Annotated in this window: 2 protein-coding genes; both read left to right on the forward strand. The window is 53.1% G+C overall.

Translation table 11 applies throughout. The annotated features are described in order from the left end of the window. Window positions 1-1,535 precede the first annotated feature (1,535 nt). Window positions 1,536-1,757, forward strand: a complete 222-nt coding sequence (locus JS541_RS14565; protein ID WP_214375201.1) for a hypothetical protein — start codon at window positions 1,536-1,538, stop codon at window positions 1,755-1,757. Further along, window positions 1,754-2,041, forward strand: a complete 288-nt coding sequence (locus JS541_RS14570) for a hypothetical protein (RefSeq protein WP_214375202.1) — start codon at window positions 1,754-1,756, stop codon at window positions 2,039-2,041. Before JS541_RS14565 ends, JS541_RS14570 begins: the two co-directional genes overlap by 4 nt. Window positions 2,042-2,204: the final 163 nt, after the last annotated feature.

The following is a 2,204-nucleotide window of genomic DNA, read 5'->3' on the forward strand; positions in this document are numbered from 1 at the left end:
TCCGTCACGCCGTAAGGAGTACGGCTCCCCAACGTCAGCCAAGCATCCCGTGAGGAACGGGAGAACGGTTGAAACGAGGGTCAAGAACAAGACTAGCGGAATAAAACACTAGACAAGTTCATACTCTCCGTAGGCAACGTATCCGCAAAAGTCCGCGAGCGCCTATGGCGAAGGATCGGTCGGACTATCCATGATGGGCGTGCAACGATGGCTTGGTACACACAAAGCCAGTTACATATACTCGATCATCATGGCAAACGAACACCTATACAGCTAGACGGAACGACGTTAATGTCCAAGCCTCTCGGCAAGGAGGACAATCCGACCAGCCAAGAAGTATCCAATTTGCAAAAACAGCCCCACGATGGGCATGAAAAGCTTGAAAACTAAACGATCGACCCCACACAAGTGGGGATGAACCTAGATCGCTGACACGCCGCCACCACGCGTACCAATCGACCCCACACACGTGGGGATGAACCTTTTCGTTTTCGAACATATGAGCAGGGCGGTCAATCGACCCCACGACAGTGGGGATGAACCCGTGTCGGTGCTGACGCCGCCGACCCGGTAGTGATCCGACCCCACACCAGTGGGGATGAACCACACGCACGAAGGACAACCGGATCATCGGTGTCGGATCGACCCCATACATGTGGGGATGAACCCTTCATATGAAGGTCGCCCGAATCGTCCGGGTCATCGACCCCACACACGTGGGGATGCACCGCCTGGATCTGGCAAGTCCGCCGCTGGGGTAGTATCGACCCCACACACGTGGGGATGAACCCTACATGCCACCGTTGCACCCATCATCGCCCCGATCGACCCCACACACGTGGGGATGAACCCTACATGCCACCGTTGCACCCATCATCGCCCCGATCGACCCCACACACGTGGGGATGAACCCCGTCCGCCATGAAGCTCCAACCGACGCCAATGATCGACCCCACATATGTGGGGATGCACCAACGGGGATGATCGTCGCGACGGATACGACGACCTATCGACCCCACCCCGTGGGGATGCACCCTCATTGGTGTCCAAAACCTTGGTGCTGTTCTTGATTGACCCCACACATGTGGGGATGTACTGCACAAAGCTGAGGGTTTTTGTTTCTGACGTGATTTTTTGTTATACTGTATTCGTCCACAGTTTTGAAGGTTCATGATGACATCACCGACTTTATCGCAAGCAAAACCAACCCCTAATCATGTGGTTGACTACTCACCATCTACAACGATCACCACTCCGATGCCGCCTGTAAGGGTGACTGGTTCCACATTGAGTCGTAAGTCGTTGAGGGCTTTGCAGCGTCGTGAACAGCGATTCCGTAAGCGTATGTTTTATGGGATGGCTGGTGTTGCGATTGTTTACGCGATCGGCGGGATTGTGTTTGCCTTGTTGTCGTCGTCTGTGCTTTGGTTGCGCGTGGTGTTGATTCTAATGTTCGTTGGCGCTGCTGTTTGCAGCGTGGTCCCGTCTGCTGTTTATGCGAGCAGGAGAACGATTCTTGTTAAGGAGGTTTAGTTTTGGCCGTTAATGTCACACAGAAAGATGAGACGTTGCACATGGTGATGTCGGAGATTCAACACAGGATTGGAGTGTTTGCTGACCAACCGTATGATGAGCGGGAGCGTGGCTATGTTGCCGCTCTGGTTGGATTGCATGGTTGGTGCAAGAGTCGTCTTGGTTATTCGGGTTGTATGCCGCTGGAAGTGGCGAATCAGAGCGAGAAGGCTGATGTTCAATGAGCAAAACGACTGTTTCTTTGGCTGAGTTTGCGGCTCGGTATGTACGTGATCGTCGTTCTGAACGCCAGTCGGTGCAGCTGACGAACCGGAATCGGGTTGAGCTGACGGTGATTCAGAATCAGTGGGCGAATCTGGTAGGTAAGGAGAAGCTGGATATCTATTCGGCTCCGGAGGCTGTGATCCGTAGCATTGAGACGACGAAGGCCGGGCATGAATTGTTTGATCGGCTGCGTGATGAGAACGGCATTGTTCTGTATGGTTTGAGGAGTTCTTCTTTGCGTTAGTGGTGCGGTTGGTTTTGTCTTCTTGGACAATAATGTTAGGCTCTGTTAGACCAAGGTTGACTTAAGCAACGGGATCGTCACCCTGATTACCTCGGTGCATGACGATCCCGTTATGATTACCTGCCGGTGTTGGGGAGATCTATCTCCTTGTTGAGGAGAGCAT

It is taken from the genome of Bifidobacterium sp. SO1, assembly GCF_018555335.1.
GTDB lineage: Bacteria > Actinomycetota > Actinomycetes > Actinomycetales > Bifidobacteriaceae > Bifidobacterium > Bifidobacterium simiiventris.

Excerpts from the sequence above, each read along its gene's own strand:
- JS541_RS14570 (WP_214375202.1), top strand. The coding sequence starts at position 1,754 with ATGAGCAAAACGACTGTTTCTTTGGCTGAGTTTGCGGCTCGGTATGTA.